The organism is Verticiella alkaliphila (assembly GCF_018904615.1).
Lineage (GTDB): Bacteria > Pseudomonadota > Gammaproteobacteria > Burkholderiales > Burkholderiaceae_B > Verticiella > Verticiella alkaliphila.
This window is the reverse complement of record NZ_JADCNH010000012.1, coordinates 41,890-55,070: the sequence shown is the minus strand read 5'-3', so window position 1 is coordinate 55,070 and position 13,181 is coordinate 41,890. Positions and strand designations below refer to the sequence as shown.

Sequence of the window (13,181 nt, the reverse complement as noted above, 5' to 3'; positions counted from 1 at the left end):
CATTCGTTTTGAGCATGGAAACGAAATGGATCGTGATCCGCTCCTATACTCGGCTGACGGGCCCGCCTCACCAGAAGACCGAAGACGGAGACGAGACATGCAACGCCATTCTGCTGCGCGCCTGCGCGGCGGCCTGCGCCAGGCCGCCGCTTTGTTCACCCTTGCCTGCCTGCCGCTGGCAGCCACGGCAGCCAACACTTACCCGGAGCGTCCGATTTCCCTGGTCGTGCCTTTTTCCCCCGGCGGCGGCACCGATATCTCGGCCCGCCTGCTCGCCAACGAACTGGGCCGCATCACGGGCAGTACGGTGGTGGTGGACAACCGCCCCGGCGCGGGTGGGCAGATCGCCGCCGACGGCGTGGCCCGGGCTGCCGCGGACGGCTATACGCTGCTCTTTGCCAACTCCGGCATGATGGCCATCAACCCCTGGCTCTACACCCTCCAGAACGATCCCGCGACAGCGTTCGAGCCAGTCTCGCTCTTCTCGGACCTGCCCTTCGCGCTGGTGGTGTCGCCGCAGCTCAAGGCCAATTCCGTGGACGAACTCCTGGCGCTGGCGCGGGCCGAGCCCGGCAAATACACGTTCGCCAGCTCAGGCCCCGGTGGCGCTCCGCACCTCGCAGGCGAGATCTTCCAGCAGGCCACGGGCGTCGAGCTGCTGCATGTGCCCTACAAAGGCGGGGGGCCGGCGATGGCCGATCTCGTGGCCGGCCACGTCGACATGCTCTTCGCCTCGGTGCTGGAGACGGTATCGTATGTGCGCGCCGGTCAGCTGCGCGCGCTCGCGGTCACCGGCGAAGCCCGCTCGCCGGCCATGCCGGACGTGCCGACCCTGGCCGAAGCCGGCGTGCGCGATGCCCAGGTCGGCTCCTGGACGGCCGTGCTCACGCCTGCCGGCACGCCAGCCGCCGTCATCGACCGCCTGGCGAGCTTGATCGCGCAGGCCGCGGCCGACCCCGCCGTGCAGGAAAAGCTCACGGTCCAGGGCGCCGTGGCCCGCAGTTCCACCCCCGAGGAACTCGCCGACGTGGCCAAGCGTGATCGCGCGCACTTCGGCAAGATCATCGAGACGCGCCAGCTGAAATCCCCTTGAACCTGCGCCCGGCCATGCGCCGGGCATCACCGACAACCGCATGACGACCCAGCCCACTTCCTTGCCCGAACTCTGGATGGCCGGCCCCCTGGCCCCCGATCTCATCGCCCAGATCGAGACCCGCTACCGCGTGCACCGCGGCTGGACGATCGACGATCCGGCCGCCTACCTGCGCGAGCATGGCGCGGCTATTCGCGGCATCGCCACGAGCGGGCGGTTCGGTGCCACCCGCGAGCGCATGGCCCAACTGCCGGCGCTCGAGGCGATCATCAGCTATGGCGTGGGCTATGACCCCATCGACATCGACGCGGCCAAGGCACTCGGCCTGCAGGTGAGCAACACGCCCGGCGTGCTGGACGACTGCGTGGCAGACACGGCACTCGCGCTGATGCTGGCCGTCTCGCGCCGCATCTGCGAGGCAGACCGCTTTGTGCGCTCGGGCGCGTGGCCCACGACCGGCTTCGGCCTGGGCCAGCGCATGAGCGGCAAGCGCTGCGGCATCGTCGGCCTGGGCAACATCGGGCTGCAGATCGCGCGACGGGCCGAGGGCTTCGGCATGCAGGTGGCCTATCACAACCGCCGTGCGCGCCCGGATGCGCCGGCGCACTATCGCTACGTGGCGGATCTGGTCACCCTGGCGCGCGAGAGCGACTACCTGGTGCTCGTCGTGCCCGGCGGCGCAGCCACGCGCCACATGATCGATGCTGAGGTACTCGCTGCCCTGGGCCAACAGGCCTATATCATCAACGTGGCACGCGGCACCGTGGTCGACGAGACAGCGCTGGTCGAGGCGCTGCAGGCGGGCCGCATCGCGGGTGCCGGGCTGGATGTGTTCGAGCACGAACCGCAGGTGCCCGAGGCGCTCTTTGCCATGGACAACGTGGTACTGCTGCCGCACATCGCGAGCGGCACCCACGAGACGCGCCAGGCCATGGCGGACCTCTTTCTCGCCAATCTGGACGGCTGGTTCGACGAGCGTCGGCTCGTCACACCGGTGTTCTGACCTTTCCACCTTCCGCGCGGCCGGGCCCTGTGCCTTGACGCGCCTCACGACTACAGGACTCTTGCCATGGCTCTGACCGGCAACATGATCATCGGCCGCGACGCCGTGCGCGGCACCGAGGGCGTCCAGCGCGCCTACGACCCCACCCGCGATCAACACCTGGATACGGAATTCGGCCTGGGTGGCAAGGCAGAGGTCGAGCGCGCCGCCGCCCTCGCCCAAGCCGCCTTCGATCCGTACCGCGCGCTGTCGCCCACGCGCCGCGCCGAGTTCCTCGACGCCATTGCCCAGAGCATTCTCGACCTGGGTGACGAGCTCATCGAGCGTGCCCACGCCGAAAGCGCCCTGCCCGTGGCCCGCCTGACCGGCGAGCGCGGCCGCACCGTCGGCCAGCTGCGCCTCTTCGCGCAGGTGCTGCGCGACGGCCACTACCTGCACGCCACCATCGACCAGGCCCAGCCGCAGCGCCAGCCGCTGCCGCGCTCGGACCTGCGTCTGGCACGCATCCCCGTGGGCCCCGTGGCCGTCTTCGGCGCGAGCAATTTCCCGCTGGCCTTCTCCGTGGCCGGCGGCGACACCGCCTCGGCCCTGGCCGCGGGCTGCCCGGTCATCGTGAAGGCGCACAGCGCCCACCTCGGCACCTCCGAGCTCGTCGGCCAGGCGATCCAGAAAGCTGCGATTGCGACGGACATGCCGGAAGGCGTGTTCTCGCTGCTCTTCGGTGCGGGCCGCTCCGTGGGCGAGGCGCTGGTGGCCCATCCGGTCATCCAGGCCGTGGGCTTCACGGGCTCGCGCCAGGGCGGCCTGGCGCTGGTGAACATCGCCAACAACCGGCCCCAGCCCATCCCGGTCTATGCCGAGATGAGCAGCATCAACCCGGTCTTCCTGCTGCCTGCCGCGCTGCAATCGCGCGCGGACGCCATCGGGCGCGGCTTTGCGGATTCGCTCACGATGGGTGCGGGCCAGTTCTGCACGAACCCGGGCCTGGTGATCGCCGAAGCCGGCGCGGGCCTGGATCGCTTCCTGGCCTCGGCCACCGAAGCCCTGGCCGCCAAGCCGGCCACCACCATGCTCACCGACGGCATCCACCGCGCCTACGACCAGGGCGTGTCGAGCGTGAGCAGCCAAGCGAACGTGACCTGCGCCGTGCAAGGCCAGCAAGCCCAAGGCCCGAACGCCGCGCGTGCCGCACTCTTCGTGACGGATGCCGAGAGCTTCCTGGGCAACGAGGCCCTGCAGGCGGAGATGTTCGGCCCGGCCTCGGTGGTGGTGCGCGTGCGCGATGCTGCCGAGATGCGCCGCGTGGCCGAGCACCTGGAAGGCCAGCTCACGGCCACGATCCAGCTGGACGATGCCGACATCGACGCCGCGCGTGCGCTGCTGCCGGTGCTCGAGCGCAAGGCCGGCCGCATCCTGGCCAACGGCTTTCCGACGGGCGTGGAAGTCTCGCACGCCATGGTGCACGGTGGCCCCTTCCCCTCGACTTCGAGCGCGCTGCACACCTCCGTGGGCGCCTCGGCCATCGACCGCTTCGTGCGCCCCGTGTGCTATCAGGACCTGCCAGATGCGCTGCGTCCGGACGCGCTGAAGGATGCCAACCCGCTGGACGTGTGGCGCCTGGTGGACGGCCAGCCGGTCGCGCCCAAGGCCTGAGCCTGCAGGTAGACCGCCCGGCCACTCAGGCCGGGCTTGCCCCTGGGGCCGCCGGCTCCAGGGGATCGAAGGCCCCGCGCACCACGTGATCGAGGAACAGCGCGAGCGCCGGATTGTCGTGTGCCGTGCGCCACGCCAGAAAGACATCGGCCACCAGGTTCGCCTGGCGCAGGGGCCGGAATACCACGCCTTCCGGGCACAGTTCGCGCGCCGAATCCGGCACGATCCCTACCCCCAGCCCCGTGCGCACCAGCGTGAGCAACGTGTGCGTCTGGCTCGCCCGCTGCACGATGCGCGGACTCACGTTGCGCAAGGCGAATGCCCCGGTGATGCGTTCATGGAAGTACCGGCTCGCGCCAGGCTCGTAGGCCACGAACGCAAACGCATCGAGCGCTTCCAACGGCACGCTCGCGTGCTCGGCGAGTACGCAGTCCGGCGTCATGGCCAGCACCAGCGGCTCGCGATCGATCAGGTAGTGCGACACGTCGGGCACGCGGGGAATCTGCCGGCTCAACACCACATCCAGCTCGCCCGTGAGCAGCAGGCGGCTCAGCTCGCCTGAGACCATCTCCCGCAACTCGATGTCCAGGGTGGGCATCATGCGCTGCGCGCGCATCACGAGCGCCGGCATGAGGCGATAGCCCGATACGGCGGTGAAGCCCAGCGTGATGTGACCCGCCTCGCCGCTGGCGGTGCGCTGTGCAAGCTGCACCGCGCGATGGGCGTAGGCGAGCAGATGGCGCGCATCGCGCAGGAAGCGGCGGCCCGCCGCGGTGAGGTGCACGACGCGGCTGCTGCGCTCGAAGAGACGCACGCCGACATGGGCCTCCAGCAGCTGGATCTGCCGGCTCAACGGCGGTTGCGTCATGCACAGCCGCACGGCCGCACGACCGAAGTGGAGTTCTTCGGCCACGGCCACGAAGCATTCGAGTTGGCGCAGGTCCATAGCAATATCAAAGAAAAACGCGTCCGCACAGCGGAATGGCCCAATCTGAGCGGCCCCACGCCAGCCCGATGACGCCGCCCCCCTCCTGTATCATCGATCGAGACCCGCCGCGAGCGCGGCACCTCTTTGGAGACACGGACGATGAATGGCGCGGACAGCCTTTGTACCACCTTGCTCGATAACGACGTTGACGTGTGCTTCGCCAACCCGGGCACCTCGGAGATGCACTTCGTGGCCGCGCTCGATCGCCAGCCACGCATGCGTTGCGTGCTGGGTGTGTTCGAAGGCGTGGTGACGGGCGCGGCCGATGGCTATGCCCGCATGATGGGCAAGCCTGCCGCCACACTGCTGCACACGGGCCCCGGCCTGGCGAACGGTCTGGCCAATCTGCACAACGCGCGCCGGGCCCGCTCGCCCATCGTCAACGTGGTCGGCGATCACGCGAGCTATCACCTCGCCCTCGACGCCCCGCTCACGAGCGACATCGACAGCCTCGCGCGGCCCATGTCGCATTGGGTCCGTCGCGCCGCCTCCGCCGATACCGTGGGACGCGACACGGCTGACGCCATCGCCGTGGCGCGCGAGGGCAAGGTCGCCACGCTCGTGCTGCCGGCCGATACGGCCTGGACGGAGACGCGCAACACGGCGCGCGTTCCCGCCGCGTCCGATGAGCCTGCCGACATGCCTGCCGCCCGCGAGATCGCCCGCGCCGCCCAATCGCTGCGCAACGGGCGTCGCACCACGCTCATGCTGGGCTTCGGTGCACTGACCGAAGCCGGCCTGGCCACCGCAGGCCGCATCGCCCAGGCCACGGGCGCGCGCCTGCTCGCCGCCACGTCGAATCCGCGCATGGCGCGCGGCGTGGGTCGCGTGCCCATCGAGCGCCTGCCCTATCCCGTCGATGCCGCCGTGGCCAAGTTGAAGGAAGTAGAGCAGTTGATCCTCATCGGCCCCACCGAGCCGGTCGGCTTCTTCGCCTATCCCGGCAAGCCCGGCCGCCTCGCCCCCGAAGGCTGCGACGTGCATGCCCTCGCCACGGCAGACCATGCCCTGGAAGACACGCTGCAGGCGCTCGCCGAAGCCCTGCGCATCCCCGCCGATGGACCCACGGGTGCCACGCCCGGCCGGCATCTGCCGGACATGCCGGCGGCGGGCCGCCTCACGGTGCAGACGGCCAACGCCGTCGTCGCCCGGCTGCTGCCGGAGAACGCCATCGTCGTGGACGAGTCCGTGACCTCGGGCGCCTCGTTCTTTCCGCTGGCCCAGGGCGCACCCGCGCATGATCACCTGCAACTCACGGGCGGCGCCATCGGGCTGGGCATGCCCATGGCGACGGGCGCCTCAGTGGCCTGCCCCGAGCGCCGCGTCGTGAACCTGCAGGCCGACGGCAGTGGGCTCTACACCGTGCAGGCGCTCTGGACCCAGGCGCGCGAGCGTCTGAACGTGGTCACGATCGTCTATGCGAACCACGCCTACAACATCCTGCGCGGCGAGATGGCGCAGGTGGGCGGCGGCGAGCCTGGCGAGAACGCACGGCGTCTGCTCATGCTCGACGACCCCTGCGTCGACTGGGTCGGCGTGGCGCGCGGCTTCGGCGTGCAGGCCGAGCGGGCCGACACCGTGGAGCGCCTTGCGGACGTGCTCGCCGCCGCCCTGGCGGGCAACGGCCCCTTCCTCATCCAGGCCGACATCGCGAGCTGATCCTGAGGGATGGCACGGCGCTGGCTGACGAGCTGGCGTCGCGCCGGAGCCGGTCTGGCGCACCCACGTGGACGCCGCATGACCCTGCTCCTGAGCTTCATCGAACCGATCGGTCTTTTCCTGGAACTGGTCGGGGTCTTCATCATCGTGGCAGGCGCCGCCTATGCCACCTGGCGCTGTCTGCGCACGCGCCACGAACCGCACGCCTTCGGCCGCTATCGCCTGGACCTGGGCCGCGCCCTGCTGCTAGGCCTGGAATTCCTCGTGGCGGGCGACATCATCCGCACGGTGATCATCGATCCCACGCTGGAGAGCGTGCTGATTCTTGCGATCATCGTGCTGGTGCGCACGGTGCTGGGCGTGGCCCTCGCCTTCGAGCTGACCGGGCGCGGGCCCTGGCGGCCCAACGACAGCAATGCCGCGATGGCCCCGCCGCCAGAGGCCACCCGGCCCCGCGACCTCAGTTCGCCTTGATGCCGCGCTCGCGGATCAACGCACTGAAGCGCTCGGAGTCTTCCTTGGCGCGTGCCGCGAAATCCTGCGGGCTCATGGGTGCGGGCTCACCGCCCAAGTCGATGATGCGCTGCTTGACGTTCGGCACGGCGAGCGCCTTGTTCACTTCGGCGTTCATGCGCTGGACGATGGCCGCGTCCACGCCGGCGGGCGCGTAGAAGCCGAACCAGCTGTCGGCATTGAAGCCTTTCAGGCCCGCTTCGTCCAGCGTGGGCGTATCGGGAAAGAGCCCGGAACGCTTGGGGCTGCCCACGGCCAGGAGCTTCAGCTTGCCTTCGCGCACATGCTGCAGCCCGATGCCGGGATCGAACATGTAGTTCACCTGACCGGCGAGCAGATCCACCATGGCGGGGGCTGCGCCGCGATACGGCACATGGACGGACTCGGTGCCCGCGGCGGCATTGAACATCTCGCCCGCGAGGTGCGGTGAGCTGCCGTTGCCGGCCGAGCCATAGCTCAGCTTGCCCGGGTTGGCCTTGGCATACGCGATGAAGCTCTTGATGTCCTGTGCGGGCAGACCGGGGTTGGCCACCAGGAAGACGAGGATGCGCGCCGCGGCGGCCACGGGCTGCAGATCCTTGTTCGGATCGAAGCTCATGTTCGGATAGAGGTGGGGATTGACCGAGGCCACGCCGCCCGAACTGAAGAGAAAGGTGTAGCCATCGCCATCGGCGCGCGCCACCGATTCGCCCCCGATGTTGCCGTTGGCCCCCGCGCGGTTCTCCACCACGACAGGCTGGCCGATCGCCTCGGAAATCGGCTGGGCGATGACGCGCGCCATCACGTCGGCCGCGCCACCCGGCGGGAAGTTCACGACCAGGCGCACGGGCTTGTTCGGCCAATCGGCCGCGGCAGCCTGAGCGGTGGGCAACGCCGCCGCACAGGTGGCCGCGATCGCGACGGCCAGAAAGGTACGGCGGCCTGCGCCGCGTCGGGAACTCGCTTGCATGGGGTGTCTCCGAAAGATTGTTGTTATGCGGGGGGCTATCGCGCCCACCTACATAGTTTGGCATCAAACAATCTCGCCGCAAACCCAGGGGAATCCTGAGGGTCCGCCAGGCACCCGGTGGTATCGTACGCGGCCCCCCTGAAGGAGATGGCCATGGCCGACGTCACGATCTACCACAACCCCGCCTGCGGCACGTCCAACAAGGTGATCGCGCGCGTACGCGAACGCGGCATCGAGCCGACGGTGATCGAATACCTGAAGACGCCGCCGGATCGCACCACGCTGCTCGCCCTGATTGCAGCCACGGGCGAGCCGGTGCGCGCCATCGTGCGCGAGAAGGCGCCGCCCTATGCCGAGCTGGGCCTCGACGACCCGGCGGTGAGCGACGAGGAACTCGTCCAGGCGATGCTCGATCACCCCATCCTCATGAACCGCCCGGTGGTGGTGACCGAGCGTGGCACGCGGCTCTGCCGCCCGGCCGAGCTCGTGGACGCGCTGCTGCCCGAATAAGGTGTGCTGAGGGGATGCCCCGGGCGTAGCGCCAGGGGTGAACCGGAGGAAGACGCGCGCCGCGCCTAGGCCGGCACGTCGTCCAGGATGCGGTAGAGCAGGTCGAAATCCGCGGGCTTGACCAGATGGTGATCGAACCCCGCGGCGCTCGCCCGCGCCCGGTCCAGATCGGTGCCGTAGCCGGTCACCGCGATCAGCACGGGCGTGCCCAGCTCGGCGTCGCCGCGAATCCGGCGCGCCACTTCATAGCCATCCATGCCCGGCAGACCGATATCCAGCAGCACCGCCTGCGGACGGTAATCGCGCATCACGGCGAGCGCCGTGCGGCCGTCTGTGGCCACCTGGACCGTATGCCCACGCGCCTTGAGTACCAGACTCATGGCCTCGGCCGTGTCCGGGCTGTCGTCCACCACCAATACCCGTCGTGGATTGCCGTCGGCAGCAGGTTCGGGCTCGATCGACAGGGGCTTGGGTACGCGTGCCGTCAGCGGCAGTGTCACCACGAAGCGGCTGCCCTGGCCCAGACCAGCACTGTCCAGCGCCACGTCCCCGCCGTGCAGACGACTCAGCCGCTTGACCAGTGAGAGTCCGATGCCCAGGCCGCCCTGGGCGCGGTCCAGCGGCCGCTCTTCCTGGGTGAAGATGTCGAACACCTGCGGCGCGAGTTCCGGACGAATGCCCGGGCCGTTATCCTGCACCCACACATCGATGCTGGTGCCATCGGGCGATACCGCATGGCCAATCTCGATGCGCCCGCCCTCCTCGGTGAACTTGGCGGCATTGTTGAGCAGATTGCCGAAGATCTGCACGAGGCGCGTGAGATCGCCATCGACCGCCACGAGCGGATCCGGCAGATCCACGACCAGACGATGGCGCTTGGCCTGCACGAGCGAGTGCACGGTGTCGGCGGCGGCCTCGAGCACCGTGCGCAGCGACAGCACTTCGCGGCGCAACACGATCTTGCCGTGATTGATGCGGGAGACGTCCAGCAGATCGTCCACCAGGCTGGAGAGGTGATCCAGCTGGCGACCGACGATGGCCAGCGCGCGGGGGTTAGGCGCATCGCCACGCTCCTGCGCGAGCAGCATCAGCTCGACCGCGCTGCGCATCGGTGCGAGCGGGTTGCGCAACTCGTGCGAGAGCATCGCCAGGAATTCGGACTTGTGCCGATCGGCTTCGATCATGACAAGTTCAGCCTGCTTGCGCAGGGTCACGTCCTGAGCGACGCCGGCTACCTGGAAGACGCCCGGCGCGTGCGGATCGTCCAGCCGGAAGCCGCGTTCGGCCACCCAGCGCTCGACGCCGTCCCCCGTGCGCATGCGGTACTCCATCTCGTAGGCCGTGCCATCCTGGCAGAGCATCTCGAAATGCGCGCGCAGTTGGGGCTGGTCATCGGGATGCACCGCGTCTAGCCACGTGAAGACGTCCTGCTGCAAGCGCTCGGGCATATGGCGCCAGTGCGACACATAGGCCGGGCTCACGTAGACCAGGGTGCGATGCACCGGGTCCACCACCCAGAAGATGTCCGACAGCACCTCGGTGAACCGGCGAAAGCGCGCCTCGCTCACGTCGCGTGCGCTCTCGGCCAGTCGGCGGGCCGTCTCGGCCTGACGCATGCGCAGCAAAGCGCGCACGCTCGCGACGAGCTCCTCGGGCTCGATGGGCTCGATCAGGAACGCATCGGCACCCGCGTCCAGCGCCTTGACGCGGCTCTCCAGATCGATCATCGCCGCCGAGGTCTGCAGCACGAGCGTCATGGCCGTGACCGGATCCTGCTTGATCCGACGGCACACCTCCCGGCCGTTGATGTCGGGCAGTTTCACGTCCAGCAGCACCAGATCAGGCGCGTCCGCGCGCACACGGTCCAGGGCTTCCTGGCCGCTCGCGGCGTCGATCACCTCATAACCGGCAAGACGCAACACCCGGCCCTTGGCATAGCGGGCGCCGTCGCTGTCGTCGACATTGAGGATGCGGGTAGTCATGGCGTTGAACCGTTGGGTGGAACAGCGTCATCCCGTGACGGATGACGTTGACGAGGGCGCCGCCTGCGGCCCCGGCAACCAGAGAGCAAAGATGGAGCCACGCCCGGGTTCGCTCTGCACCTCGATGCGTGCGTGCAGCAGATCGGCGAGGCGGCGACACAGCGGCAAGCCCAGGCCCGTGCCTTTGACGTTGCGTTGCAAGGGGTTCTCCACCTGGGTGAACTCCTCGAAGATGATGTCGAGCTGATCCTGCGGGATGCCGATGCCACTGTCGGCGACGACGAGCCGCACCGCGCCGTCCGGCAAGGCCTCGCAGCCGACGCTCACCCGACCCTGCGGCGTGAACTTCAAGGCGTTGGAGATGAAATTGCGCACGATCTGACCGACCTTCGCCTCATCGGAGGTGACCAACAGACTCGACGGGAGTTCATCGAAGACGAGCTCCACTTTGAGATCGCTGCTCAGGGGCTTGAGCATGCCGCGCAAGGCGCTGAAGAACTCAGCCACGGAAAACGGCTCGACGCGCAGCACGACCTTGCCGGCTTCGATCTTGGCAAGATCGAGCAGATCGTCCACCGTACCGATCAGATCGGCGGTGGCATGGTAGATGAGCTGGACCTGCTTGGTCTGCTCCTCGCCCAGATCCCCATCCGCCTTGGACAGCAGCAGTGTCGAGAGCGCGCGGATCGAAGCGAGCGGCGTGCGCAGCTCGTGGCTCATGCTCGACAGGAAGCGCGACTTGGCCTCGTCCGCTCGCTTGAGCTGACGCGCGTGCGCATCGATCTCGGCGTAGAGGGCCACCACGCCGCGGTTGGTGTCCTCCAGCTCGCTGGTGAGCCGGGCCAGCTCTTCCTGGCGCTCACGCAGGGCAGCCAGGGTGAGCACGAGCTCGCGGTTCTGGCGCTGGAGCTCCTGCAGGCTCGACGTCTCACCCTGGACGCCCAGGCGCTCGGCGAGCGCTTGCAGGTGTTCCGAGGACGGCGGCTCGCCTGCCGGCAGATCCTTGTACAGACGCAGGAGCGCGGCCCCCGTGGCGTCGACGGTCGTCTCGTAGTGATCCATGAGACGCGCGGCACCGTCCAGATCGCGCAGCACGGCGGCGGCGGGATCGTCGGCACCGCCGGACGCGGGGCAGCCGACGTCGAGGATCAGGGCCCGTTCGCTCGTGCGCGAGGCGCCGACCCAAAACCCCAGATGCCCGCCGTCGCCCAGACGCCGCGCGTGGCGCGCCGCCTCCGAGGCAAGCGTGGCGACGCGGATCTGGTCCTGGCTCGACGCGCCCAGCCACTGGGCCACCTCGCGCGCGGCCCGGCGTGCGCTGACCACGGCGTGATCATCCACGAGCGGCAGATGCAGGAGAAGAACGGGTTCCATCACGCGAACGAAGCCTGCAAGGGAAGCCGCCCGACAAGCACGGCCAGATCGTCACGGCGCCGCGAATGATCGCGATAGAGCACAGCTGCGATGACCGACGGATGGTGTTCACGCAGGCCGGGGTAGTCGTTCAGCGACCAATGCTGACCCAGGCCGTCGGAGGCCAGGATGATGACATCGCCGCCGTGGCAGGCGTGGCTGTTCTCGAGGAAGCGCCGCGCATTGTGACCGACGATCCCATTGTGCGAGAGCAGGCTGCGGGCCTTGCCTTCGCCTGTGAGGCTGCCGGCGATGTTGCCGATGCCCGCGTAGAGCAGCGTGCCGCGCGGCGCGTCGATCGCAGCGACCGCCACGGCGGCGCCGCGCGTACTGCGCAGCCGCTCGTGCATGCGCGCCAGCACGGCCCCGGGGGCTTCATCCGCCCGATGCACCTGTCCGATCGCGGCCAGCGACGCGTCGTTGGCGAGATAGCCATGTCCCAGACCATCGGCGACAGACATCAGGACATGACCCGCGGCGTCCTGCTGAACGACCCAGGCATCGCCTGAGACGCGCTCGCCGGCGAGCGGCACCCCCACCACGCCATACACGAAGCGCCCGGGCGCGGGTTCGGCCGTTCCCGCCGCGTGGACCACCATGCGGATCACCGTGCCCTGCCCCGGCCGCGAATACATGTCGAACGCCGAGGACTGCCGGCGCATGGCCCCCAGCCCGGCCCCCAGCGTACCCGCCGACGAGAACCCATCCGACAGGAGCCGCTCGGGCGCCAGGCCCGGCCCACGGTCGATCACCAGGATCTCCAGGCTGGCGGGCGTACCCGGCAATGCCCGCAGCAGGATCTCGCCCTGGCCGGCATGCTTGAGGAGGTTGGTGGCCGCCTCCGTGACGAGCAGCGAAATGCGCCCGACGTCGGTTTCGCCCAGCCCCCCGCGAACGGCGAGATCCGCCGCCGCGCGCCGCGCCGCGGCTACACCGCTCGGATCAATGACCTCTGCGAGCCGTGACGACTCCGGGTCGATGGAACTCACCGGAGTCATGGCTTCCACTTGACGACCGTGACTCGGGTGCCCTTGCCGGGCGCCGTCTGCAGATCGAACTCGTCCGCGAGGCGACGCGATCCGCTCAGGCCCAGGCCCAGTCCATTGCCGGTGGAATTGCCACCAGCGAGCGCCCGCTCGACATCCACGATGCCAGGGCCCTCGTCGACGAAGCTCAGCCGCAGGCCGTGACGCGGGGCATTCACGAGTTCGAGCTCGGCGTGGCCGCCACCGCCGTAGACGACGGTGTTGCGCGCAAGCTCGCTGGCCGCGGTCACGATCTTGGTGAGGTCGACGAGGCTCAGGCCGACTTGGGAAGCGAGCTTGCGCACCGTTTGGCGCAAACGGACGACATCGTCCTGATCCCGCAACGGTGCGATGACCGCGGACGAACCCGGCTGGCCTGTCATGATGGCGGTT

Annotated in this window: 11 protein-coding genes and 1 pseudogene; 6 read left to right on the top strand and 6 right to left on the bottom strand. The window is 69.1% G+C overall.

Translation table 11 applies throughout. The features are described from left to right. The first annotated feature begins 97 nt into the window (after nt 1–97). From IMZ29_RS10195 to IMZ29_RS10185, 3 genes are all read left to right on the top strand, one after another. Nucleotides 98–1,093, top strand: coding sequence for a Bug family tripartite tricarboxylate transporter substrate binding protein (locus tag IMZ29_RS10195; protein ID WP_216183377.1), 996 nt, complete (start codon nt 98–100; stop codon nt 1,091–1,093). Between the two features lie 40 nt (nt 1,094–1,133). Beyond that, nucleotides 1,134–2,096, top strand: a complete 963-nt coding sequence (locus IMZ29_RS10190) for a 2-hydroxyacid dehydrogenase (protein WP_216183375.1) — start codon at nt 1,134–1,136, stop codon at nt 2,094–2,096. A 66-nt stretch (nt 2,097–2,162) separates the two neighbouring features. Further along, nucleotides 2,163–3,749 (top strand): aldehyde dehydrogenase (NADP(+)), encoded by a 1,587-nt coding sequence (locus IMZ29_RS10185; RefSeq protein ID WP_216183373.1) that lies wholly within the window; start codon nt 2,163–2,165, stop codon nt 3,747–3,749. A gap of 25 nt (nt 3,750–3,774) precedes the next feature. Here the strand turns inward: IMZ29_RS10185 and IMZ29_RS10180 are convergent, their stop codons facing one another. Continuing rightward, entirely contained in the window at nt 3,775–4,695 is a 921-nt protein-coding gene (locus tag IMZ29_RS10180; RefSeq protein ID WP_216183371.1) for a LysR family transcriptional regulator, read from the bottom strand. A 141-nt stretch (nt 4,696–4,836) separates the two neighbouring features. On the opposite strand from IMZ29_RS10180, the gene IMZ29_RS10175 reads away from it, so the two are divergent. Continuing rightward, nucleotides 4,837–6,396 carry an acetolactate synthase large subunit gene (locus IMZ29_RS10175; protein WP_216183369.1) on the top strand — a complete coding sequence of 520 codons (1,560 nt, stop codon included), beginning with the start codon at nt 4,837–4,839 and terminating at the stop codon, nt 6,394–6,396. A gap of 78 nt (nt 6,397–6,474) precedes the next feature. After that, entirely contained in the window at nt 6,475–6,870 is a 396-nt protein-coding gene (locus IMZ29_RS10170; RefSeq protein ID WP_216183368.1) for a DUF1622 domain-containing protein, read from the top strand. Here the strand turns inward: IMZ29_RS10170 and IMZ29_RS10165 are convergent. Then, the gene (locus IMZ29_RS10165; protein WP_216183366.1) at nt 6,857–7,858 is read right to left on the bottom strand and encodes a Bug family tripartite tricarboxylate transporter substrate binding protein; all 1,002 of its coding nucleotides are present in this window, start codon (nt 7,856–7,858) and stop codon (nt 6,857–6,859) included. The two genes, IMZ29_RS10170 and IMZ29_RS10165, sit on opposite strands and share 14 nt — an antisense overlap. Nucleotides 7,859–8,011: 153 nt before the next feature. Here IMZ29_RS10165 and arsC point away from each other — a divergent pair. Further along, a pseudogene (gene arsC, locus IMZ29_RS10160) lies at nt 8,012–8,365 on the top strand (arsenate reductase (glutaredoxin)); the annotation flags it as partial. Nucleotides 8,366–8,433: 68 nt separating this feature from the next. On the opposite strand, the gene IMZ29_RS10155 reads toward arsC, so the two are convergent. From IMZ29_RS10155 to IMZ29_RS10140, 4 genes are read right to left on the bottom strand one after another with little or no spacing between them, the layout of a single operon-like run. Continuing rightward, a complete protein-coding gene (locus IMZ29_RS10155) occupies nt 8,434–10,350 on the bottom strand; it encodes a hybrid sensor histidine kinase/response regulator (RefSeq protein WP_216183362.1) in 1,917 nt (638 codons plus the stop codon). A gap of 27 nt (nt 10,351–10,377) precedes the next feature. Further along, the gene (locus tag IMZ29_RS10150; protein WP_216183469.1) at nt 10,378–11,724 is read right to left on the bottom strand and encodes an ATP-binding protein; all 1,347 of its coding nucleotides are present in this window, start codon (nt 11,722–11,724) and stop codon (nt 10,378–10,380) included. After that, nucleotides 11,724–12,761: an ATP-binding protein gene (locus tag IMZ29_RS10145; RefSeq protein ID WP_216183360.1), complete on the bottom strand. Its 1,038-nt coding sequence runs from the start codon at nt 12,759–12,761 to the stop codon at nt 11,724–11,726. Before IMZ29_RS10145 ends, IMZ29_RS10150 begins: the two co-directional genes overlap by 1 nt. Continuing rightward, nucleotides 12,758–13,171 carry an anti-sigma regulatory factor gene (locus IMZ29_RS10140; RefSeq protein ID WP_216183358.1) on the bottom strand — a complete coding sequence of 138 codons (414 nt, stop codon included), beginning with the start codon at nt 13,169–13,171 and terminating at the stop codon, nt 12,758–12,760. Before IMZ29_RS10140 ends, IMZ29_RS10145 begins: the two co-directional genes overlap by 4 nt. Between the last annotated feature and the right edge of the window lie 10 nt (nt 13,172–13,181).

Coding starts and splice junctions, on each gene's coding strand:
- IMZ29_RS10185 (WP_216183373.1), top strand. CDS start 2,163: ATGGCTCTGACCGGCAACATGATCATCGGCCGCGACGCCGTGCGCGGC.
- IMZ29_RS10190 (WP_216183375.1), top strand. CDS start 1,134: ATGACGACCCAGCCCACTTCCTTGCCCGAACTCTGGATGGCCGGCCCC.
- IMZ29_RS10170 (WP_216183368.1), top strand. CDS start 6,475: ATGACCCTGCTCCTGAGCTTCATCGAACCGATCGGTCTTTTCCTGGAA.
- IMZ29_RS10145 (WP_216183360.1), bottom strand. CDS start 12,761: ATGACTCCGGTGAGTTCCATCGACCCGGAGTCGTCACGGCTCGCAGAG.
- IMZ29_RS10180 (WP_216183371.1), bottom strand. CDS start 4,695: ATGGACCTGCGCCAACTCGAATGCTTCGTGGCCGTGGCCGAAGAACTC.
- IMZ29_RS10165 (WP_216183366.1), bottom strand. CDS start 7,858: ATGCAAGCGAGTTCCCGACGCGGCGCAGGCCGCCGTACCTTTCTGGCC.
- IMZ29_RS10155 (WP_216183362.1), bottom strand. CDS start 10,350: ATGACTACCCGCATCCTCAATGTCGACGACAGCGACGGCGCCCGCTAT.
- IMZ29_RS10175 (WP_216183369.1), top strand. CDS start 4,837: ATGAATGGCGCGGACAGCCTTTGTACCACCTTGCTCGATAACGACGTT.
- IMZ29_RS10150 (WP_216183469.1), bottom strand. CDS start 11,724: ATGGAACCCGTTCTTCTCCTGCATCTGCCGCTCGTGGATGATCACGCC.
- IMZ29_RS10140 (WP_216183358.1), bottom strand. CDS start 13,171: ATGACAGGCCAGCCGGGTTCGTCCGCGGTCATCGCACCGTTGCGGGAT.
- IMZ29_RS10195 (WP_216183377.1), top strand. CDS start 98: ATGCAACGCCATTCTGCTGCGCGCCTGCGCGGCGGCCTGCGCCAGGCC.